The organism is Sulfuriroseicoccus oceanibius (assembly GCF_010681825.2).
Lineage (GTDB): Bacteria > Verrucomicrobiota > Verrucomicrobiia > Verrucomicrobiales > SLCJ01 > Sulfuriroseicoccus > Sulfuriroseicoccus oceanibius.
Genome location: NZ_CP066776.1, coordinates 2,457,758 through 2,480,524, shown reverse-complemented (window position 1 = coordinate 2,480,524; position 22,767 = coordinate 2,457,758). Strand labels below are relative to the sequence as shown.

Below are 22,767 nucleotides of genomic sequence, written 5' to 3'. Positions count from 1 at the left end.
GGCGCATAGGGTGCGCTTACGCTCGTGGGCGATGGCTCCGCTGTAACGCGGGGTCGGTTTGAATCGCTCTCCCGACCTCCTTCGGCGCATGGCCTCCGGCAATCGTCCGCGCAATTCGCTCTTTGCTCATCGCCCAAAGTGCGGCGGGAAGCCATAGCGTTCTAAGTTTCTCGGATAATCCAACGCCTTTCCGCTTTTTGATCTTCCGCTCCGCCTTCCTGATCTCGTCGGCCAGCATCATATCAAGTGCCATCGCGGACAGGTTATCTTGAGCGAGTAACGATCTCCCTTTCAGCCATAGGCGATCACATTCGGCGGCGTGGTCGTCGCTTAATTGGGAGTAAATAGCAAGTTCCGCCATCGTTTTCTCAATCGTCGCGCTGGTCGGGTGCTTGCCGTCTCCTGTCATTGCCGAAAGGGCGTCAATGAAACCTTCACGCCTCGTGCTCTCGATAAAGGGGACGATGTACTCAGCGCCTAGTGTTTCAGCGCAACGAAACGCGTTTACCAATTCACACCCGAAAACCGTCGCGCAGAATGCGATAAGGTCGCCGGTGATTTCGTCGCTCTCGATCTTCGCGGCGTGGGTGAGCATGAGCAATCTCCCACCGCCGAGAATGGCGTCGGGGTCGGCCATGGCGCGGGCTCTCACATCCGGCGGCACAGATAACCCAACCGCGACCATGACGGGCAGTAGCGGGTGCGCGGCTACGATCTGGTCGTAGAACTGCGCTCGATACCTTTGGACAAGGTCGAGCGCTGATCGTTGGTAGGATTGGCTATCCACGGGCGACGATGGCGGTTGATTTGGTGTTGGGCGGTTAGGCCTGTTTGCCCTTCCTGAGATGGGTAATTTTCGCGGTCGGGCGGATCTCCCAATACTCGGCGGCAATCTTCGGGTGCACGGTTTTGGAGTAGCGAGTTTTGAGCAACTTCGAATCGCTGTGGCCGAGCTGTGTCGCGGTCTTGGCATCCGTCTTGAAGTGTGCGCGGTGGTAGGTGGCGAAGCTGTGGCGGCCTGCGTTGTGCGGCCATTCCTCAATTCCTGCCTTGGCGATTGCGTCGGCTAATCCGATGCGGTATCGGCCTGGGCTTGATACTACCTTCCCGCCGATCTGCGCGTGCGGTTTAAGCCATTCGATAAGATTCGGCTCGATGTGAATATTCCGCTCGCCCTCTGCGGTCTTAGTGATCTCGCGGGGGATCTCGATAAACTGGTATTCAAGATCGACGTTTTTCCAGTCGAGTTGAACTAGCTCCGACCGGCGGACTCCGGCGAAGAATGAAATGGCGATGGCTGCGACAACATCAGAGTCGGCGGCGTGCAATAGTGCGGCAACCTCGCGCGGCCTGAGCGTTCCCGGCTTTTTGCTCATGACTCCGGGCTTGTTGTCCTCGTTGGCTGGGTTGATCTGAGCGGCTCCCGTCTTGATTGCCGTCTTAAACATTTGATGCACAACCTGCCAATAATGCAGTTTGGTTTGGTCGCTGATCGGTTGCCCTTGGTTCTTACCGCTGCGCGCGGTCAAATCGTCCAGAAACTCGCTCACGATCTCCGGCGACACGTCACACGCGAACCAATCGCCATATTCATCTAGGAAGCGTTTGATGCGTGGTCGTACGGATCGGCGTTGTTCATGACTCCACTTTCTATCGTGCGCGTCTACAAACTGATTCGCAACTTCAGAACACGGGACGGACTTGTAGCGTGCTCGTAGTGTTTCGAGGTAGTGGTTCAACGCGGTTGCTACTTTCACTTTGACTGATCCACCTTGCAGTTCGGCAACCTCACGATAGAACGTGGAGACGGCTACGCGGTCGGCCTTCGAGATGCTCGCCTCTTCGGCTCCGTGTTTTATCAGATCCTTGTTGAACTCGTCGGCGTGCGCCTCTGCGTCTTCGGCAGATTCAAAATGTTTGGTTCCCCACTTCCCGCCAGCTTTCGGGAATCTAACGCGATGCGTGTATTTGGGGTGTTTGATCTCCTGCACGGTTGCAATGTTTCGCATACCTACGCAATCGCACGAAACTGGTAGACAAGCAAGATAAAATAGTAGATTGAGAGTAGACGGCTCCGCCAGCCCTTATTTTTAAAGGGTGTGCATGAGTCTTGAGAACCGCCGTGCCGAAAGGTACCGTGGGTTCGAATCCCACCCTCTCCGCCATTGATTTTAGAACGCCTGTTGGTTCACTTGAGCTAACAGGCGTTTTTGTATCCATGGTTCGGTGGGATTCGAGCCCGCGGTCTGGAAGGAACGGTTCGATCCTTCGCGCAGCGAAGCAAGCCGCGACGAAGGAGCGGGCAATCCCACCCTCTCCGCCATTCATTTTGAAACGCCTGTTGGTTCACTTGAGCTAACAGGCGTTTTTGTATCCAGGTTCGGTGGGATCATGATCTTCTCAGCCTTCCAGTGACAGTTTGGCTGTATTGTTTGTGCGCGCTAAAGGGCGAGGCGCTGGTGTCTACGTCTCGTAAAGGAATCTGCACAAGAAAGCCCCGCTCATGGTGGTTGATCCATGAACGGGGCTCGGGATTGATCGTAGTGTTGTAGTGAGTCGCTTCTTAAGAGTCTGGGCCGGAGTCTTAATCGTAGAGCTTCGACAGATTCTTTTTCACTAATTCGTCCTCTTCGAGCTCGGCGAAGATTTTTCCAATCGAGGGATCGGCACGTGTTTCCTTTTGCAGGTTTCCGATGTTGGTTTCGACGGCAACCACGGTGTCGTCTGTGTCCTGAATGACCAGCACCCAGCCGTAGTATTCCCAACCTCCAATGTTGCTCCTGTCTTTGTCGGAGTCGTATTTGGTCTCCACTGGTTTGGCGTCCCATTCAAAGGTGCCTCCTGAGTGGATGATCGGGGTGAATGTCTGAATTGAGAGGATTTTGCCGTAGTCGGCGTCATCATCGGCGTAGCGTTTGGTCTGGCGGGCTACCAGCAGCAGAGTGCCCGTGCCGTCGAGGAAATTGATTTTCATCGACTTGTTCACGACCTTGACCGTTGCCGTCAGCGTCTGCCGCTTCATATAGGAACTCGATCCGATACGCTCCCTGCGCCGACCGACCGAGACGGATGCGTTGAGATCCGCCCGGACCTTGGGCGCGCTTTGCTTGATTTTAGCCTGTGATTCGGCGTCGAAGAGTGAGAGCTTCACATCGAAGATTGCGCCGTCTGCTGTGCGCTGGATCCTCGTACTGCTGTTGCCCTCGGTGTACGAGAGTACCTCTACGTTCATTTTGCGGCCTTTGGTATCCGCGACTTCGATTTCAGCGCTGGCTAAATAGGGGAGTAGGAGGATAGCCAGGATCCATATGTTATGTTGCATTGTGGCGGGAAGTTATAACTAATGTCTTTCTCGTCTAGTTTTTTTTGTGGTGCTTCTTTGTTAAGGAAGCCCGGTGAGGAAAGATGTACGCGGCTGTTCATGTCCGCTGTTATAAAAAACTTACCTTTTGGTAACTGCGGGCGTGAATGGCACTAACTTAGGGTGCGTCGTCGTGTCGGGAGGGGGCGGTGGGTTGGGATGGTTTTTAGGTGTTAGGTTTTATGTTTTAGGGGGAGAGGTCGCTGCGCTCCTTTGGTTTGGTGGCCGGGTGAAATCCGGCGGTCCGGTGGGGCGCTGCGCTGCGGTGATGGCTGTCGACAGGGAATGTCGGATTCCCCGTGTTGGGTGCCCGGATGGGAAACTTGTGGGCCGTGGGGCGGTGCTTGGAGTGCAGTGAGAATCACTGCTTTTGATTGCAGGCGAAGCCGGTGGAGGTGGCCACGAAGAACACAAAAAGCCACGAAAATGGGGGGGGGAGTCCTGCCCGGGTGTTTTTTCGACAGGGTTTGTACCATTTAAACGGTCACCTGGTCGGAACCGAGGGAGGAGTATGTGGGATCAGAGATGAAGGACGTGATCGTGACGGGATTTTGTTGAGTGATGCTGCTGTTGCTTACAGCTCAGGCAGCCCGCGAGCATCGCGGTTCGCGCCTTGCCTCACACGAAAAAGCTCTCCGCCATTCAGTCAATTTGACCGTTCAAGTGGTATTGAATGACGGATGTGAATTAGGAGGGCGCGGTGGCGAATTTCAGATCCTCGTGAAGCAAAAAGTTGATCTGTGAAAATCGGCGTCATCTGCGGTTCCTCAAAGCGGACGTATGTGGCGCGTGTTTGACGGGGACGCTGTGATTCGTGAGGTGGGTGTCGCCCGGCCTGCGGTGGGGATGCAAAAAGGCCCTCGCTGGTGGCGAGGGCCTTTTTGTGGGTGCCCCGGGGGGCGGGAAGATGGTGGAGGCGAGGGGAGTCGAACCCCTGTCCTGATGATCTTCAAAGTGAGCATCTACATGTTTAGCCGTCCGGAGAATTTAGGGATGCGCTATCCGGTCGGCGGTTTGCTGATCCCGATCACTCATTAGATCTCATTTCGCAGCCGGAGTGCGCGGCGTTGAAATCAGCCTGCTATTTGTCGTCGGCTCACCTAGCAGGCGTTGGCAAGCGGACGTTGACTGTCAATTAAGCAGCCATTGCGTATTCGTTGGAATCTGCAATTAATTTTTTTGAGCGGCTTTTTACGAGGCCAGCCGATCAACCTCGACATGCAACCCACCCGTCTAATCATCAGTCGAAACCAGAACGCCCCCGGCTGAATGATCCACAGATGGAACAGGGGTATTATCGCATGGATTGTTGGGATGGGAAGGGGGAAAATTGCTGGGAGCGGTGGAAAATGCGGGGTGAGCGGACATGGAGTGGCCGGGGGGCTGGCTATTAGACGGAAATTCCGGGTGGTGGCGACAATTGGAATGAGCGGAAGCCTGCGGATTCTGGAAATTATGAATTCTTGCGTAAGATTGGCTTTCGCCGGTGCGAAGAATCGTGTCAATTTGACCCCACGATGCCAGACGACAATCCACGTGCGAAAGCTGACTCCAAAGAGGACTTGGAGGAGAAAGAGATCAACGAGCGCTATGAGGCGACTCGCAAGAGCTTGATTGCCCGGTTGGAGAACTGGGAGGACCAGCGGACGTGGGATGAGTTCTACAAGACGTATTGGCGGTTGATCTACGCGGTGGCGTTGAAGGCGGGGTTGCGCTCCGACGAGGCATTTGACGTGGTGCAGGAGACAATTCTCGGGATTGCCAAGCAGTCGAAGCAGAACCGGTATGACCCGAATGCGGGGTCGTTCAAGTCGTGGTTGTTGAACATGACACGCTGGCGGATTGGCGATCAGTTCCGCAAGCGCAAGAAAGACACGGCGATGAGCTATGGTGGCGAGGATGACCGCAGCACGGCGGTGATCGACCGTTTTGCGGATCCGAAGGAGGACACGCTGGAGAAAGTGTGGGACAACGAGTGGGCGGCGAACCTGACGACGGCAGCGCTGCAGCGGGTGAAGAACAAGGTGAGCGTGAAGCAGTTTCAGATCTACGATTGCTATGTGATCAAGGGATGGGACACTCTGAAGGTGGCCCGTGAACTCGGAGTGAGCGTGACCCAGGTGTACCTTGCGAAGCATCGGGTGGGGGCGATTTTGCGCAAAGAGATCAGCCAGCTGGATACCGACTACCGCTAGGGTGGTGGTGAAAATTTAAGATTTCTTTAGAAGAAACCGCCGATTGATTCGTTAAACCCTGACGTGAGTTTGTCTCAGCCCGCAGCCCCATCCATTCCCGACTATCAGATCCTGCGACGGATTGGTGTGGGGTCGTATGGTGATGTTTGGCTGGGCAAGGGGGTGACTGGCGCGTTTCGGGCGATCAAAGTGGTGCATCGCTCGAACTTCGACGATGAGGCGACGTTTGAGCGGGAGTTTGACGGGATCCTTCAGTACGAGCAGCGCTCGCGTGAGAACCCGGGGTTGGTGGCGATTCTGCATGTCGGGCGCAACACAGAGGATGGCTTCTATTACTATGTAATGGAGCTGGGGGATGATGTGGAGCGGGGAGCGGACGTGAACCCGATCGACTACGAGCCGCGGACGTTGCAGTCGGATGTGCGGCGTGCGGGGCGGCTGCCATTGGAGGAGTGTTTGCAGATTGGGATGACGCTGGCGGGTGCACTTGAGCATTTGCACGTGCATGGGCTGGCGCACCGTGACATCAAGCCGGCCAATGTGATTTTTGTGAATGGCCGGGCCAAGTTGGCGGACGTGGGGTTGGTGGCGCCGGTCGGGCGGCGGAGTTTTGTCGGGACGATGGGGTTTGTCCCTCCAGAGGGGCCGGGTACACCGGCGGCGGACGTGTATTCGCTGGGGATGGTGTTGTATGAGATCAGCAGCGGCAGGGACCGAATGGATTTCCCTGAGTTGCCGGAAGATTTTGACGATGCGGAGCAGTGGGCGTTGTGGCGTTCGCTGAACGATGTGCTGTGCCAGGCGTGTGCGCCGGTGCTGGATGATCGGTTGGATTCGGCGGCGGTGCTGGGTGAGATGCTGAGCGATGTGGCTGAGGGGCGTGAGGTACGGCGGGTGAATGCGCGCAAGCGTCGCGTGCGTTGGGTTGGTGTGGTGGGAATGGTGGCGTTTGTGGCCTTGGTCGGGGTATTGGTTTCGACTCTGGCTGGCTGGCAATCGGCAGGTGATGCCGTGGGCGATGTCGATGGCTGGCGTGACGGGCAGCCGGTGATTTCTGCCGAGGATGCGGCGCGTCGTGGCGGTAGTGGGGGCACGGGAGTTGAGATGCCGGACGTGGCGGAGATGACCAGTGTGGTGAAGTTTATCTCCGAACCGGAAGCGGCGGAGGTCTATCACAATGGCGAGTTGATCGCGACGACTCCACAGACGGTGGATGACTTGGGGGTGGGGCCGCAGGTTTTTGTGTTCCGCAAGACGAACCATCGCGACGAGGTGGTGGAAGTGGATTTGCGCGATGGTCGGAGGAATGTGGTCGCGGCGACCTTGGGCAAATGGCAGCCGCCTCGTGCCGGGGTTCCTTGGCGCAATGAGTTTGGGATGTTGTTTGCGCCATCTGGGGACGAGCATGTGAGCATCACTCCGGTCACGACTGATGTGTACCGTGAGTTTGTCGGTCTGGGACCGGACATGCTGCAGTCGACGCTGGTGGAGGTGGTGGCCCCGGATGGAGGATCGGAGTCGGTGGATGTGGTGATGCTCAGCGAGCGCAAGATGAAGCCATTTGCCGAGTGGTTGACGCGTCACAGCATTCTCGACGGGTTCATGAGCGAGGAGGACTACTATGTTTTTGCTGCCAATGACAAAGTGCCCGCGAAGACGACGAGCGGTGGTGAGGTTTTGCGGGCGTATGATTTGGTGGTGCGCAAGCGTGTGTTTGGCGGGGTGCATTTGATCACGTCTCCGCCAGGGGCGATGGTTTCGGATTCGGGTGGGCGAATTTTGCCAGGGGTGACGCCGCTGGTGCTCGAGCGCTTGAAGCCGGGCAGCCGTGTGTTTGAATTCCATCTCGACGGGTATGAGACCCGCACGGTGACGGTGGACATCGAGGCGAACGAGGTGGCGACGGTGAATGTGGACCTGCCGGAGAGTCGGGGCGTGGTGTTCAGCCGCCCTTGGACCAACAGCCTGGAGATGAAGTTTGTGCCGAACGGGGGCTTGATGTGGTCGATCTGGGAGACGCGGGTGCAGGATTGGCGTCGGTTTGAGGAGGAAACTGGTCGCGAGGCACTGCGTGCTCCGCTTTTCAAGCAGGGGCCGACGCATCCGTGGGGGCGTGCCAGCCGCGAGGATGCTGAAGCGTTCTGCGAGTGGCTGACCCGAAAAGAGCGCGCCGAGGGGCTGATCCGCAACAGCTACGAGTACCGACTGCCGACCGACCGCGAGTGGAGTCTGGTGGTGGGGCTGGACGAGGCACCGCACAGCGAACCTGTGGAGCTTGATGGCGTGGATACGCGGCAGTTCCCATGGGGGCGGCAGTTCCCGCCGCCGAACCGGGTGGGTAACTACGCGGATGATGATGCGCCGCCGTTTTTGCAGCGGCTTGGCGTGTTGGATGGATATGTGGACGGTGCGCGTTTCACGGCGCCGGTGGGATCGTACGCGCCTAGCAAGTCGGGCTTGTATGATTTGGGTGGCAATGTGTGGGAATGGGTGTCTGATCCGTATGGCGGCCGGATGGCCAACCATGCGGTGTGCCGTGGGGCGAGCTGGGGCGATGCGCGGCGGGACACGTTGTTGAGTTCGATGCGCAATGTATTCAGTCCGGATTACCGTGGGGACGGGTTGTATGGATTCCGGGTGGTGATCGCCCGGGTGCCTGCTGAATCGTTTGACCCATTTGCTGACGGCCCTGCTGGCAATGGCCGTGAGCGGCGCGGTGAGGCTACCGATTTGGGTGGTCCGCTGAGGGATTCCGGCGCGGATGTGGGGACCTCGATTTTTGATTTCGACTCCGATGAGATGTATGAACGTACATCGGAGTAGTCGCAGGCGAGTTGGGGCCCGGGCACCGGTCTGTTGGATTCCGATGGATTGGTAGGCAAACTTGCCGAACTTGCGCGTTTTCTCATCGGGTTGTGGCTGCCGTGGTTGTTTACCGTGGCAAGCACCGACATACTCCAATTTCCTGTCGGCTGTGATGGCTGGCAATAAATAGCAAACACTCCATCCCAATGGTACAAATTGACATTACCTACGAAGGTCAGCTGCGTTGTTCGGCTGTTCACACACCATCCGGCGAATCGCTGACGACAGATGCGCCGAAAGACAACGAGGGCAAGGGCGAGAGCTTTTCGCCGACCGATCTTGTGGCGACGGCGCTGGGCGGTTGCATGGCGACGATCATGGGCATCTACGCGCGACGTAAAGAGATCCCTCTCGAGGGAATGAAGATCACGGTCAACAAAGTGATGTCGACTGATGCGCCGCGTCGGATTGCCAAGCTGGAGACGGTGATCGAGGTGCCGCTTGAAGAAGGTCACCCGGATGCTCCGGCTCTTGAGCGTGCGGCCTTGAGTTGCCCGGTGCACCAGAGTCTTCATCCGGAGATGGAGAAGCCTCTGACCTTCCGCTACGTTGGTAGCTAGTGACGGGGTTATCCGTTAGAGAGATCATTGATGGCAGGCAGCCCACAGGAGCAGAGTCCCGAGCAGGCGGACGACTTGGAGTTGGTAGCGCGTTCCCAACAGGGGGATACGCGTGCCTATGACGAGTTGGTGCGCAGGCACTCGCGGCGCATCTATGGTCTGCTGTATAACATGACCTCAAACCACGAGGACACGAACGACCTGATGCAGGATGTGTTCTCGCGGGCTTACCGCATGATTGACCGCTTCGAGGGCAAGTCCGCGTTTTCGACGTGGCTGCACTCGGTGGCGGTGAATCTTGCGTTGAATTTCCTCAAGAAGCGGAAACGGCGCGCGGCGATGAGCTTGGATGACGTCGACAATGGGATCGTGAACGACCCTGCATTTGTCGACGATCACCATGTTAGTGACCCGGTCCGGCAGGCGAAAATTAAAGAAATTCAAAAAAGATTGAACGATGCGCTTCAAACATTGTCCCATGACCACAGAGCGGTAGTGACCATGTTTGACATCCAAGGGATGCCACACACGGAAATCAGCCAAATTTTGGGTGTATCCGAGGGCACGGTCCGTTCGCGATTGTTCTACGCACATCGTCAGTTGCAGACGCAGCTTGGTGATTTGCTGTGAAGTTAGAATCCCCCAAAAAGCCCCCCTATTATGAGCCAGCAGACCGACCCAAATCACGAGAAGCTCTCCGCCTTGTTAAAACTCAAGCGGTATGAGCAGCCGGATCTGGGGTACTTCGATCGCTTTGCTGACGAGTTTCGTGCGACAGAAGACGCGAAGGCATACAAGCCGTCTCTGTTAGAAGTGTGGAAGCGAAAGGTGGTGCAACTGGTCCAGCGATTAGAGGACAGGCCGCGTTTTGTGTTGGGCACAGCGGTTGCCTATGGCGCGATTGCGCTGGCGGCGGTGATGACCTTTCAGCGCGGGGTTTCCGGTGATTCGGTGGCGGATGGAGTGCACGAGGACCTGCTGGTGACTCCAGTGAGCCTGACGGCGCCGAAGAAGGTGGTGGTGCCGGTGGTGGAGTCAGTCTCCGAGAATGAGCGCCGCAAGGCGACGCAGGAGGCTGAGGAGAAGTAGCATACGCAGCGTTGATTTTTCGAGCGGTTGTCCGGGAGCGTACCGGGCAGCCGCCTTTTTGTGGCTATTCCGGCACCCATTCAAGGGTTGTTTGAAGGATCAAATCCCATCACAGGGCTGAAGCCCTGTGCTTTGTTCCGGCCTCCATTCAGGAGGGGGGCGTGATGCCTGCCCAGGGCGGAGATGAAGGGCGGGGCGCGACGTTGAGGCGGCCCTTCAGGACGCGATGCGTGTTGACCTCGGCCTGGCGCACGGGGCATTACCGATGGGAGCGCTTACGGTGCGGATCGCTCGGTCAATCTTCCAGCGGCTGGGCTTGTTCCTGCTTGGTGAAGTGGAGAGCTTTCCACTTTGGATCGTCGATGGTGCCGCGGGCTTTGAACTCGAAGATGTAGCTGAAGAGAATGGTAGCGACCTTGGCGACGCCGCGGGCGTTGAGGCGGGCATTCATGTCGAGGCGCTGGGTGGCGCAATCGACCGTCCCTTTCACCATCATGCGGAACGCGGGGGTGAGCGCTTCGAAGTCGTCGGTTTTAAAGACGCCATCCTTGATGGTGAAGTTGGCTGTGGCTTCGCGGGCTACTGAATAACCAACGCCCGCCTCGGGGAGGGCGGCCTCGACCAGTGGCGAGAGCGGCCCGAAGAGAGCGAGTGAGAAGATATTGCCATTGAGGATGGCAGCCACGCCTTCGCCATTGAGGGAGCGCGGGTCTCCGGCGTCGCATGAGAATTCGATGTGTCCGGTGAGTTGGCCTTCACTACCGTCTGCTTCAGCCGAGTCCTTGGCCGGGGTGTCTCGATAGAGGTTGGTGAGTTTTGAGAAGTCGACATTGCGGACTTTGACTCCGCCTTTCATGCCGGTGGCCTCTGATGCGAAGTCTACGGTGAGGTTGGCCTGGAGCGGGCCGCCGAGCAGGGTGCCCTTGATTGTCGGGATATCGAGCACGTTGCCGACCATGTGGAGCTGGGTGTTGGCTGCTTTCAGCGGGAGCGGCGTGCCGCAGACGGGGATGAAGGCGGTGCCCGGAGTCGTGATGGTGGCTTGGAAGTTGTTGAGTCTGCCGAGTCCGCTGGCGATGACGCCGTCGAGCGTGACCTTCGGTGGCTGGGAGAACTCGTAGCAGCCGAGGATGTGGGCGGCGTCCGGTGCTACCAAGCCGAGCAGGGTGACCGGGCGGACAGTTCCTTTGAGGTCGGTCACCTCGGTTAGGCTGAGGGATGGTTTGTGGACGATGCGTCCGGCGGTGACCGTTCCTTCCTCGGCGAAGCGAACGGATGGTTGCGTGATGATGTGCTCGCGGTTGAGGAACTGCCAATGAAGCGACGCTTTGCTCACCGAGGTTTCGTTGAACCGAACGTCCTCGAAATTGCCGGCGGCCTGCAGATCCCACGTGCCGATGTCATCGAACTTCCCGCTGCCAGTGAGCTTGCCGGTGACTCTGGACGAGCGCGTGCAGTCGAAGCGTTTGAGGAACCGCTCCACACCGCGGCTACCGAAGGCGAAGCAGGTAAGCTCTTCCGGGTGGGCAGTGACCACGGCGCGCGCTTTGAAGCGGTCGTCCTCACGCAAGAAGTCGCCTTCAATTAATCCGGATGCATGGCGCAGTTTGATCGATCTGGCAAAGGTTGTGGTGCCCTCACCGGCGAAGTGGAATGAGACGTAGTCGAACGGGACCTCGCAGATACGGACTTTGCCGCAGGCGATTAGACCTTCGAACTGCCCAGGGAGGTTGGCTGGCGTGATGGGTTGGGCGCAATCCAGTTCACCGGCGAGTTCGAGCAGGGGGGAGTCCTTCCACGAGACGTAATTGTTGGCGAGGTCAGGTGCTGCGGACGTGATGAGGTCCCACAGCTTCGTCTGGCTGCGCAGGCTGAAGCGGAGGCGTTTGGTAGCGCGGACAAACTCGAGCTCGCCGTCGAACTCGCCGTCCGTGTCGCGGTAGGTGCAGCGGCTGACCGAGGCGACTCCATCGACGTAGGTGGCTTGAATGTCCAAATCGTTGAGCGTTGCGTTGCGCCAGTGAACGGCGGGGGCATTGAGTTGGAAGTCGACTGTGGCTTCTTCCAGGGCGTCGAGCTCGGCTTTTGTGTTGATGACGAGGCGTGGTGAGCCGTCTGGGAACTCGAGTTCTCGCAGTAGGTTGACGGATTTTTGCAGGCGGCTGAGGGCGGTATTGATCGACTCATTCCACTGGTCAGAGCCCGGCTCGGGTAGGTTGGTGGTTTCCGATGAATCCGGGGGCGTCTGGATTCCTCCGTCTGTGGTCAAGGCGATGTCCGGGATGCCGTCGTCATTAGCGTCCTGATGGAGGAACTCTCCATTGAGGAGAAATTTGATGCCGAGCGCCTCACCTTCCGCATTGGTGACCGAGATGCGGTGGTTGTCCAGGTGGATGCGGCCGTTGAAGCCGGTGATGCGGAGTTCGTCCTTGCCGTCCTCCGACGGTTTCTTGGATCGTTGGCGCTTGGGGGTGAGGGGGATGGTGATTTGAGCCTCGGTGACCTCGATGTGGTTGAGGAAGAGCTCATCGCGAGCGAGGGCAATGAGGCTGACGTCGAGTGCCAGGCGGTCCATCGATGCGATCAACGCTTCATCGTTATCCTTGTGGTAGAAGCGCACGTCTTTGGCGACGAGGCCGTGGAAGGGGTCGAGCGTGAGGCGGCGTAGCGACACCGAGATCCCGTGACGGTGGAATTCCTCCTGCACCATGCCACGCCACTTCTTTGTCAGGCCTTTGCTAGCTCCGTAGACGCCGGCCCAGATGCCGAAGAGCAGCAACAAAACCGCAACCATGGAGAGGACGCGTTTGATCCATCTGAGCGAGCTGACGGGCATGCGGTAAAACGAGGGTGGGACTTCAGGTTACGGTGCTGTGTTGAAATCGCAAATCACCATGCGGTGGTCGGTACCGGGGACTTGAACGGAAGCCATGGTCAGCGGAGTGATCTTGGCATTGGTCCATACCTGGTCTATGCGGTGAACGGGGAGGTGGGCCGGGTAGGTGTTACCCCAGCCGACGCCGGCCGTTTGCCATGCGTCGGTGTGAGTGGTACGCAGCGGAGATGTGGCGGCGTCTCCGGCTGGGGCATTGAAGTCGCCCGCGACAATGGATGGCAATGGGTTGTGATCCGTATGGTCAACGCCGTCTACCGAGGGAATGAGGTGCCGGTGTTGCAGGATAAAATAGAGCGAGTGGCGTCGGTTGCGGCGGTTGGTCGCGTGTTGGCGCCAGGTTTCGCGTGACCAGAGCGAGAGCTTGGTGGTGGCGTGGTCGAGGTGGACGTTGACGAGTTCGATCACTCGCCCGTCGAGCAGCTCAAGTTGGGCGACGATCCCGCGAGGTGACGCAGGAGTGCGTCCGGGGCTGACGGGAACCGAGCGCAGGCGCTTGCCGCGGGCGATGATGGCGCATTCCCGTGAGCGCAGGAAGACGGCGTCGCCTCCGAACCATTCATCGCCCATCTTTTTGAGGTCGTTGAAAAAGGGCGCCTCCTGCAAGAAGACGATGTCCGGATTCCATTGGGCGACCTGCCTTGCCGCGGCAGTGTTGCGGGCCTGGCAATTGAGCGAGACGAGGCGCAGTGGGGCGGGGGATTCGGTGGTGACGGTGCGCTCGGCGGCCGGACGTTCGCTGCCGGTGACCGCACGTAGCACGCCGCGGGATTCATCGACGAGGAATGGAACCGAGGCGAGCCAAATGACCGCGACAATTGCGGTCCATCGGTTGCGGTTGATCAACGCGGCGATGGCCAGCATGGCCAGTGCGGTCAGAACGTAGACCCAGACGGGAATGACCGTCGCCAGCGCGAGTTTGTCCCAGCGGAAGTGAAACAAAAGGAGCGTGACTCCGTGGAGGAGAAACGCTCCCAAGGTCAACACCACAGGGATCCGCTGGCGAAGATTTGCTGCCATGAAGATGTGTGGTGCTGCGATAGTTGAGATCCAATGTCTGGCTTAGAAGCCCATGCCCGGAAGGCCCATGCCGCCGGTAATCTTCTTCATTTCACCTTCGGCGCGCTCGCGGCCCTTGGAGATGGCGGCCTGGACGCCCGAAAGGATGAGGTCCTCGAGGAACTCGGTGTCTTCAGGATCGACGACCGACTTGTCGATCTTGATTGCGACGACGTCGCCACCGCCGGTAGCGGTTACGGTGACTTTGCCACCGCCGACGCTGGCTTCCACTTGCTCGGCAGCGAGTTTCTCCTGCATTTCGCCCATCTGCTTTTGCATTTGCTGGGCCTGCTTCATCATCTTGGCAATGTTCATAATGGTAAGTTTGGTGTGAGTGTTGGTTGTGAATTCGTGATTACTTTTTGGCTTCCTTGACCACGCGCAGGCCGAATTCTTCAGCGAGCTTGGCGATGGCCGGGTCTTCGTAGAAGCCTGGCATTTGTGCGATCAAAAGCGGCTCATTCGGGTCCGGTTCGTCTGCTGCAGGTGGTTCTTCTTCAGCGACGGGCTCGGGCTGTTCTTCTTTTGCCGGACGTTCAGGCATGAAGTCGCTGAGGTCTGGTGTGCTGAGGTCGACTTCCGGAGCTTGGAGCTCGTCGCTGAGTTCGATTTTCAGGGTATCGCCAAAGTTGAGTTCGCGCACGACTTGTTTCAGCGCTGTGCTCGGGCGGACGACGGTGTCGATTTCAAACTCCGCTTCGGCTGGGAAGGCAACGGTGACGCCTTCCGGGCCGAACTGCGTGACCTCCGCACCTTCGAATGCGGCGACGACCATACCCTCGGACCGGGCGTCGAGGCGGCGCAGGATTTCTGCGAGCACTTCCTCGTTGGTGTTCATTTCCGGTGCGGGCTCCGCGTCGGGAGCAGGGGTGGTGTCTTCAACCGGAGCGACTTCGACTTTTGCTGCGGCTTGCTGTTGTTCGGCTTGTTTGTCGAGCTCGGCGAGCAAGTCGCCGGTCAGATCGAGGCCGAGCAGGTCGGTGTCCGGAGTTGGCGTGGGTTCTCCGGCGGCCGGTGTGTCGGCGCTTGGTGCCGGTGTGGTCTCGGCGATGGGTTCCGCGGGAGTTGGCTGTGATTCTGGCTCTGCAGCAGGTGTCGGCTCTGCTTCGAGAACGTGTTCCGATGCGGCAGGCTCGGGCGCTGGAGTTGGTTCTGGCTCCAGCAGAGGTGCTGGTTCCGGAGCCGGCTCGATACCGAGAGTTGGCTCAGGGCTTTCTGTCGGCTCGGCAGATGCGACTGGAGCTTCCTCCGCCGCTGGTTGCTGTGGGGGCTCCGCATCCGCCTCGGCTTGTGGGCTTGGCACTGCAGGGGTGACTTCTTCTGCTGGAGTTGGAACCCGTTCAGGAGTCGGCTCTGGGGCTGGAGCGGGTGTTGGCTCCGGCTGCGGAGCTGGCTCAGGCTGGGCTGTCGGCTGTGGCGCGCTTTCAAGAGCAGGCTCTGCGGCTGGAGTTGCCGCTGGAGCTGGAATTGTTGCCGGTGCTGGAGCGGGAACCGGCTGGGCTGGTACTGGAGCACCGCCCGCCACGTCGCGCAGGATGCGAACCACATCGCCAATCGACGACTCCTCGAAAATCTGGATGGTCTTGATCGCGGCGAGCTCGAAGTGGAGCTGCTTGTCCGCCGACCAGCGCATTTTGTTCTGGTATTCGGCCAGGTTGTCAGTGGCTTCGAGCAGGCGGTCGGTGGTCGTGTGGTTGACCAGTTGATCGATCCGCTGACGGGTTTCTGGAAGTAGGTCCGGCAACGCATTGGCCGGAGAAACTTTGACCAAGAGAAGGTTGCGGAAGAACTGGATGAGCTCCGAGAGGAGGCTGCCCAAATCGCGGCCGCCGGTGTGTTCCGCGTGGATGAGCTCCAGCGCTTCGGCGGTGCGGCGCTCCAGCAGGCACTGGGCGAGGCGGGCGATGGTTTCCTGCGACGAGAAGCCGAAGATTTCGAGTACGTTTTGCTCGGTGATGGTGTTGCCACAGAAGGCGACGAGCTGGTCGAGCATCGACTGGGCATCGCGCATGCCGCCGTCGGCTCCTTTTGCCACCGCTTGTGCCGCGTTGGGCTCGAGGACGACTCCTTCGTTTTGAGCGATGTGGAGCAAGTGCTTGGCGATGATTGCTTCCGAGATCGGGCGCAGGTCGAAGCGCTGGCAGCGGCTGAGGATGGTCGGAAGAACCTTGTTCGGCTCCGTGGTAGCGAAGATGAACTTCACATGCGGTGGTGGCTCTTCCAGCGTTTTGAGCAACGCGTTGAAGGCCTGGGTGGTGAGCATGTGCACCTCATCGATGTAGTAAATCTTATACTGTCCGCTGGTAGGGGCGAACTTGACGGTGTCGCGCAGTTCGCGGATTTGGTCGACGCTGTTGTTCGAGGCACCGTCGATTTCGAGCACGTCGAGTGACCGGCCTTCGGCGATTTCGATGCAGACCGGGTCGTTTGGATCGAAGTCGATCTTTGGTCCGCCCGGGCAATTGAGAGCCTTGGCGAGGATACGAGCGGTCGAGGTTTTCCCGGTTCCCCGTGGTCCGGCGAAGAGGTAAGCCTGGGCAATCCGGTCCTGCTCAATGGCATTGCGGAGTGTGCGTACGACGTGCTCCTGGCCCAGGACGTCGGCGAATGTAGTGGGGCGATATTTACGTGCGAAAACCTGATAACTCACGCGCCCAATTTACGGGGAGCGGAAGGAATGAAAACCCTTTTTTGAGGATTCTCTGGATTCGACTCCTTGGGCTATGAGGATCAAGGGATTACCGCTCCATTTCGCCGCGTACCGGACTGTCCTTGATGCCGAGGAATGTCTCTAGTTGTTGCTCGATGTAGAGAGCCTCGTCTTCTTGGTTGAGGCTCTTGATCAATGGCTCGCGGTGGTTGTCGGTGCTGACGACCTCCACCGTGTAGGTGGTGTTGCTGCCGTTCTTGGTTTGTCTGGTGACTTCGCGGCAGAAGATCTGGGCAATTTGGTGGCGCGGAATGCTTTTGTTTCCTGCCCACGGGAGCGGGCCGTGTTTCACGCTGAGAGCGCTGGCTCCTACCTGGATGGTGGTGCTGTTCATGATGCCTGCGGCCACGGCGTAGAGCATGCCGATTCCAATGGCAACGAAAGGCAGGCCGAAGAGCCCGAAGAATCCGCCGACTGCCGACGCTCCGATTACCCAAAAGACCGAGAAACCGGTCCAGAAAAGCGCGAAGAAGAGAAAGAAGAGAATCGCAGGCGAGAACCAACGGCGCTCAAGAATTAGATCGCCGCGTTGGGTGGAGACGTTGATGTTCTTTGGCTGGCGCGCTTTTGGACGGATTTTCGGTTGCTCAGGGGGCTGAGGTGGAGCGCTCGTGTGGGTCGGGATTGCGAAGAGCGAGTTGCAGTGCGGGCAACGGGCGGCGGCCAGTTGGGGCGAAATGTTCTGGGGATCGAGTTGGGATCCGCAGTTGGTACATTTGAGTTCGACGAGAGCGGGTGCGGTCATGGGGGGAACAAAAGAAACGGCCGCCGCTGCGGGAGGTGCAGCGGCGGCCGATACGTTAGAGGGATGGTTTGCGGTTAGTCGAGTGTCGTTTCCGCATTTTCCTCGTGCCATTGGCGGTAGACCTTTGGCGAGATCTCGGATGGCTTGATCTCCGAGCGGCCGCCCCAGAAGACGTTGGTGTATTCGACCGGAATGCCGATTTCCTCGAGGTGTTTGTCGATCGCTGCCTTGTGTTCGAGGACGCGGTCTTTTTCCGTGCCGTGGACAACGCCCATGATATTGACTCCGCCAAACTGTGGGCCGCCTTCGCGCCAGTAGCAGTGGGTCATGATGAGGTGGCGTCCGACTTCGCTGCCGGCTTTTTCTTCCATGCCCTTAGGAACTTTCCAGTGGAAGAGACCATTGAAACGCGTCACGCGCTTGCCGGTGGTCGATGGCTTGACGTGCTCGAGGAATGTGGAGAAGCGGCCGATGACTTTCATTTCGTCGAGCTGCTTGGCGACTTCGATGAAGCGCTCCAACGAGACACCAGCGATCTTGGCACGACCTTCCCATGGGTTTGGTCCGACTTCATCGAGGGTGAGCTCTTCTTTCAGGGCCAGCAAGACGTCCCACTGTTCCGGGGAAAGCTCCACGGTTTTGGTGGTCATCATGGTGGCTGGCTCATCGTATTTCGCGCCGAGTTCGAGTGATTTGCGGCGGACGTGGCCGACACCCAGGGCGAAAACGCCGTGGGCAGGCATCAGGATGTAGTCCTCGGCACCGACGATGCGCTTGAGGACGTCGGCGTGTTCTTCGAGCGACTCGCCTTGTGGCACTTTCAAGGTGGTCCACAGTTTATAGTCCGACCCGGAAATCTGGCGGTCGGTCGAGCGGATCACTACGTGGCCGGAGAATGGATCGTTTTTCGCCATGAAGTCGAATGCGGTATCGACTTTGTCGTCAGGCAGCTTCCAGGCGCAGAGGGCGCCGTGGGCGAGCTTGGTGGCGAGGAGAGTTTGGCGCACGCGGCGGATCACGCCGGCTTCCAGCATGGCGCGGATACGGGTGACCACCGTGTCGAAATCCACGCCGGATTGTTCGGCGATGTCTTGGAATGGGGTCGCGGTGAACCCGCCGATCTTGTCCTCGGAAACGGCAAGAATGCGGGCGTTGATTGGATCGTCGTGCTCTACAGGCAATGTTTCTGCGCTCATGTCGGGCGCAAGGTAGACGATGGAGCAACGATTGCAATGCGATCGATGGGTCCGGTAGACGATTGTGAGGATTGGTGGTGTGGGTGGGGAACGATGCGCGGCGTTTCTATTTGCGCGGAAGGTAGGGATTTGTTGAGGTTGCGCGGAAATGCGAGCGGATCCATGTTTCGCCCACGCATCATTAATCGATGAATTTTTTGTTATGACTGACCAAGCTGCCGCACTGACGACCGCCCGCGAGATCCTGGACACGATGCTCGGTACCCTCGGGTTCTTTGTTACCATCCATGAAGAAAACGATGAGCGTGGGCCGGGTTTGCAGATCGAAACCGAGGACTCCGCGATCCTGATTGGCAACAAGGGGGACCGATTGGATGATATCCAGTATCTGGTGAACCGCGTGCTGCAGGAGAAGCTGCCGGATGCTCCGCGGGTTCGCGTGGATGTTGGGCACTACCGCGAGCAGCGCGAAAGCGAGATGGTGGAAAAGGTGAAGGCGGTGGCGTCGCGTGTGGCGGCGGGTGGGCGCCCGGTGATTTTGAACCCGTTGAACTCGTACCACCGCCGGATCGTTTACGGAGCATTGAAAGAGTTCCCAGAAGTCGAGGCAACGAGCCCACAGGATCGCTCGCGCATGAAGCGGATTACCATCCGCAAGAAGCAGGGCTAATGCGGGAGGCTGTTTGATGCCTGGCGGCGGTTTGGCGGCGGTTTGGCGGCGGTTTGACGGCGGCAATCGGGCGGCCATCGGGCGGGTTCGACGGCGACGCCCGCTCGGCCAATTTTGTGTGCGGGCGGAAATCCCCAGAGGGAGGTCGCCTTTCCGCAGTGTGAAGTCGCCGGAGGCTCCCTTCACCGCTGGGCTGGTCTGCGTTTCCCTTTCAGGGAAAGCTCTGTTGGGCGTCGTTCGTGCGAGAAGCGTAGGTAGCCGCAGGCGTCTTTATCCTTATCGTTATCCATATCCCAATCGGAGGCGCAGCGCCTTCACGCCAGCCACGGGCAGGGTGGAATGGTGGCTGGGGTATTGTACAGGTCGCGGCGGAGCATCTGGGCAATGTGCTTGCGCGAGTCGAGTAGTTGGCCGGTGCGCCAGAGGACTTGTCCGGGCGCCGGGGCCTGACGGGTGGTGCGGGTAATGCGTACCTGGCGCGAGACCATCGAGGTCGCGTGTCCGCGCTCGCCGGTGATATCGATCCCAGGCCAGATGTGGCGGCCTTTTGGATTGATGCTTTGCCACCATTGAAGGAGTGCGGAGAAGGATTGCTCACCGCCGTCAGCCCAGTAGAGCTGTGGGCTCATGTAGTCGACCCAGCCTTGGCGGAGCCAGAAATGCGAGTCCGCCGCCAAGTCGTTGTAGGCGTCAAGCATGGCGTTGGTGCCGGCTGGTACGCCTGGGCGCCAGATCCCGAACGGGGAGATGCCGACTTTGACGCTTTGGCGTGTTTCGTGGACTTGATGGTACAGGTTCTTGACGAAGTGGTTGATGTTGGCTCGGCGCCAAGCGTCCCGGTTGGTCATGCCGCTCTTCTGGAATGCGTGCATGTCTGGGAATTCTTCGATACGGCGTCCGGCTTTCTTCTTCGGGTAGGGGTAGAAGTAGTCGTCGAGGTGGACGCCGTCGATGTCGTAGCGGCGGACGACATCGGTGATGACTTTCAGCGCGTGGTTTTGGACGCCTGGCTCCGCGGGATCGAACCAAATGTGTTTGCCCATGGTGCGCACCCAGTCCGGCCGTCTGCGGCTGAGGTGTTTGCGGGATGGTGCCTTTTTCAAACCCGAGAGTGCACGGAACGGGTTGAACCAAGCGTGGAGCTCCATGCCGCGGCGGTGGCATTCTTCGACCGCAACTTCAAGAGGATCCCAGCTCAGGCGTGCGCCCATGGATCCCGTGAGCCAGTGGCTGGAGGGCTCGATGGACGAGCGGTAGAGTGCGTCGCCATTCGGCCTCACTTGAAAGATCATGGCATTCATGTGAAGGGCCTGCATGCGGTCGATGAGGCGGATCAGTTCCGCTTTGGCCGCCGCTGGTGAGAGCCCGGGACGGCTCGGCCAGTCCAGGTTGTAGACGGAAGCGACCCATCCGCCGCGGAACTCAGCCGGTCCGCGGCGTGCGGGGGCGGCTAAAGCGGTGAGTGGGGCAGGGACGAGAGCGGATGCTGCGGCGAGCGCGGACGTGGTGATGAATTGGCGGCGGCTGGTCGTCACGGTCGGGGTGGGGCTGGGGTTCTGCGCAATCAAGCGTCGGTGAGGAGGTTCGACGTTTTGAAATCTGTGGGGTGATGGCGATAAAAAAAATCCTCCGCCGCCCGGCGATCGGGTGGCGGAGGATACGCACTCCAAAGAAATGGGATCGGGCCAGCCTAAATTAGTTGGTGGCCACAGCGTCCGAGCCGGTTTCTCCGGTACGGATGCGGATTGCCTGGTCTACAGGCGAGACGAAGACTTTGCCGTCGCCGATCTTGCCGGTGTTGGCGCTCTTGACGATTGCATCGACGACGTCGTCGACACGGTCGTCGTCCACCACGATTTCGAGCTTCACTTTTGGCAGGAAGTCGACGGTGTACTCCGAGCCGCGGTAGATTTCGGTGTGGCCCTTCTGGCGGCCGAAACCTTTGACTTCGGTCACGGTCATGCCTTGCACGCCGATCTCCGAGAGGGCTTCCTTAACGTCTTCGAGTTTGAAGGGCTTGATGATGGATTCGATTTTTTTCATGCCTGGGCTAGGTGCGGATAGATTATTGAGTGGTTGGAATCTGCGGCAACGGGCCGGTTGTGATCACGGCGGATGTGAAGCCTTGAGTTAGGGGTAAGCGGATACCGTGCCAAATGTAATGGATGGAGGAGATGCCGGCGTGCGCAGCTCGCGCAGCGCCAGCTAATAGGCAACTTACGTGGTCAGCGGGTCATCAACAACCTTAATTGGCGCGATGTCCCAATTTGGGCATTGGGACAGGAACCTGCATGGGTTGTTGTGGAAGATGTCGAGGAGTTCCTGACGGTCGAGGCCGCGGCGCCGGCACTCCATGACGCATTCCTGCAGGGTGAATGGGTCGCTCGGGCCCCAGTCTGCCGAGGAGTTCACCAGCATGCGGTCCCAGCCGTACATCTCAAGGATGTCAGCGGCGCGTTCGCCGGTCATTTTGGTTTGTGGGTAGAGGGTCATGCCAGCCCAATAGCCGGCATCGAGCACCATCTTGACGGTGTGTTCCTCGACGTGGTCGATCCAAACGCGTTTGCGATCGAGGTCTGAGAAGTTTTCGAGGATCTCGAGAGTTTTCTTGGTGCCGTGGAGCTTGTCGTTGAGGTGCGGGGTGTGGATAAGAATGAGCTGGTCGTGATCCAGAGCGAGTTGGATTTGTTGCTCAAACCCAGCGATCTCGTTCGGTGTGGATTTATGGAGTCCGATCTCGCCGACACCGAGCACGTTCTTGTTCTTGAAATACTTTGGCATCTCGGCGCAGACGGCGTCGGTCAGCTCTGGGTTTTCTGCTTCCTTCGGGTTCACCGCGACCCAGCTGAAATGGCGGATCCCGTATTGAGCGGCACGCGTTGGCTCGAATTCAGTGATCTGCTTGAAGTAGTCGAGGAAGGTTTCCGGGTAGTCGCGGTCAAAACCGGCCCAGAAGGCGGGTTCGGCGACGGCGACAACGCCAGACATGGCCATGCGCTCGTAGTCCTGCGCGGTTCGGGCAATCGCGTGGTAGTGAGGTTGAATGATGAACATGGGAGATTGGGTGAGGGGTGGGGTGGTTGCGGGCGGATGGAGTCCGGGCTGGGGTTAGTCGAGATCGGAGAAGATCAAGGCGATGCGTTCCGCCCTGTTGGGAGTCTCTGCCTCCGATATGATGACTTCCAGCGCCTGACGGCAGCGATCGATGCGGTCGTCTTCGGTGAGTTGCGGCGCGTCCGGGTGGCTGGTGCGTGCGCGGTCGAGGCGGTCGAGCATGGCACCGATCTCAATCAGCCGGATCCGCATTTCCAGGTAGTCATGGCCGAAGGCTTGTTCCGGAGTCTGGCGTGAGGTTGCTTGCTGGGGAGTGCTCATAATTTAATCGGGGGGATTCGTGACGCCCTTATCTACTGGCTGGCTACAG

The 22,767-nt window shown here is 58.9% G+C and carries 19 protein-coding genes and 1 other RNA gene; 6 read left to right on the top strand and 14 right to left on the bottom strand.

Annotation, left to right across the window (positions count from 1 at the left end; all coding sequences use genetic code 11):
* Nucleotides 1–16 precede the first annotated feature (16 nt).
* The 4 genes from G3M56_RS09990 to ssrA form a co-directional block, all read right to left on the bottom strand.
* Nucleotides 17–787, bottom strand: a complete 771-nt coding sequence (locus tag G3M56_RS09990) for a hypothetical protein (protein WP_235203377.1) — start codon at nt 785–787, stop codon at nt 17–19.
* A gap of 34 nt (nt 788–821) precedes the next feature.
* Nucleotides 822–2,009: a tyrosine-type recombinase/integrase gene (locus G3M56_RS09985; RefSeq protein ID WP_164362376.1), complete on the bottom strand. Its 1,188-nt coding sequence runs from the start codon at nt 2,007–2,009 to the stop codon at nt 822–824.
* Between the two features lie 575 nt (nt 2,010–2,584).
* Nucleotides 2,585–3,322 (bottom strand): hypothetical protein, encoded by a 738-nt coding sequence (locus tag G3M56_RS09980; protein WP_164362379.1) that lies wholly within the window; start codon nt 3,320–3,322, stop codon nt 2,585–2,587.
* Between the two features lie 947 nt (nt 3,323–4,269).
* Nucleotides 4,270–4,624, bottom strand: a transfer-messenger RNA (tmRNA) gene (ssrA, locus tag G3M56_RS09975).
* 254 nt (nt 4,625–4,878) lie between these two features.
* Here ssrA and G3M56_RS09970 point away from each other — a divergent pair.
* The 5 genes from G3M56_RS09970 to G3M56_RS09950 all read left to right on the top strand — a co-directional run bounded on the left by G3M56_RS09970 (nt 4,879) and on the right by G3M56_RS09950 (nt 10,070).
* Nucleotides 4,879–5,556, top strand: a complete 678-nt coding sequence (locus G3M56_RS09970; protein ID WP_164362381.1) for a sigma-70 family RNA polymerase sigma factor — start codon at nt 4,879–4,881, stop codon at nt 5,554–5,556.
* Between the two features lie 69 nt (nt 5,557–5,625).
* A complete protein-coding gene (locus G3M56_RS09965; RefSeq protein ID WP_235203376.1) occupies nt 5,626–8,379 on the top strand; it encodes a protein kinase domain-containing protein in 2,754 nt (917 codons plus the stop codon).
* Between the two features lie 188 nt (nt 8,380–8,567).
* Nucleotides 8,568–8,981, top strand: a complete 414-nt coding sequence (locus tag G3M56_RS09960; RefSeq protein WP_164362392.1) for an OsmC family protein — start codon at nt 8,568–8,570, stop codon at nt 8,979–8,981.
* A 30-nt stretch (nt 8,982–9,011) separates the two neighbouring features.
* Entirely contained in the window at nt 9,012–9,611 is a 600-nt protein-coding gene (locus G3M56_RS09955) for a sigma-70 family RNA polymerase sigma factor (protein ID WP_164362394.1), read from the top strand.
* Between the two features lie 30 nt (nt 9,612–9,641).
* Nucleotides 9,642–10,070, top strand: a complete 429-nt coding sequence (locus G3M56_RS09950) for a hypothetical protein (protein WP_164362396.1) — start codon at nt 9,642–9,644, stop codon at nt 10,068–10,070.
* 295 nt (nt 10,071–10,365) lie between these two features.
* On the opposite strand, the gene G3M56_RS09945 is transcribed toward G3M56_RS09950, so the two are convergent.
* The 6 genes from G3M56_RS09945 to G3M56_RS09920 form a co-directional block, all read right to left on the bottom strand.
* On the bottom strand, nt 10,366–12,906 hold the full coding sequence (locus tag G3M56_RS09945; RefSeq protein WP_164362398.1) for an AsmA-like C-terminal region-containing protein: 2,541 nt from the start codon (nt 12,904–12,906) through the stop codon (nt 10,366–10,368).
* Nucleotides 12,907–12,933: 27 nt separating this feature from the next.
* The gene (locus G3M56_RS09940; protein WP_164362400.1) at nt 12,934–13,983 is read right to left on the bottom strand and encodes an endonuclease/exonuclease/phosphatase family protein; all 1,050 of its coding nucleotides are present in this window, start codon (nt 13,981–13,983) and stop codon (nt 12,934–12,936) included.
* Nucleotides 13,984–14,025: 42 nt separating this feature from the next.
* A complete protein-coding gene (locus tag G3M56_RS09935; protein ID WP_164362402.1) occupies nt 14,026–14,337 on the bottom strand; it encodes a YbaB/EbfC family nucleoid-associated protein in 312 nt (103 codons plus the stop codon).
* Nucleotides 14,338–14,377: 40 nt separating this feature from the next.
* On the bottom strand, nt 14,378–16,672 hold the full coding sequence (gene dnaX / locus G3M56_RS09930) for a DNA polymerase III subunit gamma/tau (protein WP_235203375.1): 2,295 nt from the start codon (nt 16,670–16,672) through the stop codon (nt 14,378–14,380).
* A gap of 88 nt (nt 16,673–16,760) precedes the next feature.
* A complete protein-coding gene (locus G3M56_RS09925; RefSeq protein WP_164362404.1) occupies nt 16,761–17,477 on the bottom strand; it encodes a hypothetical protein in 717 nt (238 codons plus the stop codon).
* Between the two features lie 74 nt (nt 17,478–17,551).
* On the bottom strand, nt 17,552–18,673 hold the full coding sequence (locus tag G3M56_RS09920; protein WP_164362406.1) for an Lrp/AsnC family transcriptional regulator: 1,122 nt from the start codon (nt 18,671–18,673) through the stop codon (nt 17,552–17,554).
* A 202-nt stretch (nt 18,674–18,875) separates the two neighbouring features.
* Between G3M56_RS09920 and G3M56_RS09915 the strand changes: the two genes are divergently transcribed.
* Nucleotides 18,876–19,343 (top strand): Jag family protein, encoded by a 468-nt coding sequence (locus G3M56_RS09915; protein ID WP_164362408.1) that lies wholly within the window; start codon nt 18,876–18,878, stop codon nt 19,341–19,343.
* 314 nt (nt 19,344–19,657) lie between these two features.
* Here the strand turns inward: G3M56_RS09915 and G3M56_RS09910 are convergent, their stop codons facing one another.
* The 4 genes from G3M56_RS09910 to G3M56_RS09895 form a co-directional block, all read right to left on the bottom strand.
* Entirely contained in the window at nt 19,658–20,878 is a 1,221-nt protein-coding gene (locus G3M56_RS09910; protein WP_164362410.1) for a glycoside hydrolase family 10-like protein, read from the bottom strand.
* Between the two features lie 160 nt (nt 20,879–21,038).
* Nucleotides 21,039–21,386 carry a P-II family nitrogen regulator gene (locus tag G3M56_RS09905; protein ID WP_164362416.1) on the bottom strand — a complete coding sequence of 116 codons (348 nt, stop codon included), beginning with the start codon at nt 21,384–21,386 and terminating at the stop codon, nt 21,039–21,041.
* 174 nt (nt 21,387–21,560) lie between these two features.
* On the bottom strand, nt 21,561–22,397 hold the full coding sequence (locus tag G3M56_RS09900; RefSeq protein WP_164362418.1) for a TatD family hydrolase: 837 nt from the start codon (nt 22,395–22,397) through the stop codon (nt 21,561–21,563).
* 54 nt (nt 22,398–22,451) lie between these two features.
* Nucleotides 22,452–22,718, bottom strand: a complete 267-nt coding sequence (locus G3M56_RS09895; RefSeq protein ID WP_164362419.1) for a hypothetical protein — start codon at nt 22,716–22,718, stop codon at nt 22,452–22,454.
* Nucleotides 22,719–22,767: the final 49 nt, after the last annotated feature.

What these genes read in the sequence shown, in the direction of transcription:
- G3M56_RS09895 (WP_164362419.1), bottom strand. Translation starts at nt 22,718, where the DNA reads ATGAGCACTCCCCAGCAAGCAACCTCACGCCAGACTCCGGAACAAGCC.
- G3M56_RS09980 (WP_164362379.1), bottom strand. Translation starts at nt 3,322, where the DNA reads ATGCAACATAACATATGGATCCTGGCTATCCTCCTACTCCCCTATTTA.
- G3M56_RS09960 (WP_164362392.1), top strand. Translation starts at nt 8,568, where the DNA reads ATGGTACAAATTGACATTACCTACGAAGGTCAGCTGCGTTGTTCGGCT.
- G3M56_RS09950 (WP_164362396.1), top strand. Translation starts at nt 9,642, where the DNA reads ATGAGCCAGCAGACCGACCCAAATCACGAGAAGCTCTCCGCCTTGTTA.
- G3M56_RS09920 (WP_164362406.1), bottom strand. Translation starts at nt 18,673, where the DNA reads ATGAGCGCAGAAACATTGCCTGTAGAGCACGACGATCCAATCAACGCC.
- G3M56_RS09905 (WP_164362416.1), bottom strand. Translation starts at nt 21,386, where the DNA reads ATGAAAAAAATCGAATCCATCATCAAGCCCTTCAAACTCGAAGACGTT.
- G3M56_RS09900 (WP_164362418.1), bottom strand. Translation starts at nt 22,397, where the DNA reads ATGTTCATCATTCAACCTCACTACCACGCGATTGCCCGAACCGCGCAG.
- G3M56_RS09915 (WP_164362408.1), top strand. Translation starts at nt 18,876, where the DNA reads ATGACTGACCAAGCTGCCGCACTGACGACCGCCCGCGAGATCCTGGAC.
- G3M56_RS09940 (WP_164362400.1), bottom strand. Translation starts at nt 13,983, where the DNA reads ATGGCAGCAAATCTTCGCCAGCGGATCCCTGTGGTGTTGACCTTGGGA.
- G3M56_RS09955 (WP_164362394.1), top strand. Translation starts at nt 9,012, where the DNA reads ATGGCAGGCAGCCCACAGGAGCAGAGTCCCGAGCAGGCGGACGACTTG.
- G3M56_RS09945 (WP_164362398.1), bottom strand. Translation starts at nt 12,906, where the DNA reads ATGCCCGTCAGCTCGCTCAGATGGATCAAACGCGTCCTCTCCATGGTT.
- G3M56_RS09970 (WP_164362381.1), top strand. Translation starts at nt 4,879, where the DNA reads ATGCCAGACGACAATCCACGTGCGAAAGCTGACTCCAAAGAGGACTTG.
- G3M56_RS09935 (WP_164362402.1), bottom strand. Translation starts at nt 14,337, where the DNA reads ATGAACATTGCCAAGATGATGAAGCAGGCCCAGCAAATGCAAAAGCAG.
- G3M56_RS09985 (WP_164362376.1), bottom strand. Translation starts at nt 2,009, where the DNA reads ATGCGAAACATTGCAACCGTGCAGGAGATCAAACACCCCAAATACACG.
- G3M56_RS09925 (WP_164362404.1), bottom strand. Translation starts at nt 17,477, where the DNA reads ATGACCGCACCCGCTCTCGTCGAACTCAAATGTACCAACTGCGGATCC.